1 protein-coding gene is annotated in these 544 nt (G+C 43.6%); it reads right to left on the bottom strand.

Annotated features, from left to right (window positions below; translation table 11 throughout):
* Nucleotides 1-544, bottom strand: a 544-nt coding sequence (locus ACS8FC_RS20295) for a DMT family transporter (protein WP_439298111.1), incomplete at both ends; no start/stop codon positions are given.

Here is a 544-nt window from a genome sequence, read left to right as displayed (position 1 = left end):
CCAAACACTGCATCACTGTGCCATAGATAAGCACCCAACCAATCTCCGACCATGTGTTGGGCAAAATATGACCTGTATCGAATATAAGCATAGGCACAATCATGGCTAAGACGCCACCGATACTAATCAGTTGCATTAGCATAAATATCGGTGTCGGTTCGGTATCATGTGTCTTGCGAATAAAAGTCATCGACGCAGCTAGCATTGCTCCTGACACAATGCCTGTGACAAATCCCCAAGTAGCCGCTGAATTGTGTGCAAATTCAGGACTGCCTATCATTGCAACGCCCAGCATCGCTAAAAATAAACTGATGATCTGCACGATAGATTGGCGCTCATTGAAATATAAAAAACCAATGGCAGCCAAGAAGAAGATTTGTAAGCTATTGAGTAGGGTTGAAATACCAGGACCCACGGCATAAATGCTCTCGTGCCAAAGCGCCAAGTCTAATCCTAAAAATGCACCTGACAATAAACCATAAAAAATAGCACGTTTTGATTGTGGCATTTGTTGGCGCATCACCTTGGCTAAAATCGCAAAGAC

The sequence above is a fragment of the Psychrobacter sp. 1Y4 genome (genome assembly GCF_051847555.1).
The sequence above is the reverse complement of the archived record's forward strand: the minus strand, read 5'-3'. Positions and strand labels throughout refer to the sequence as shown.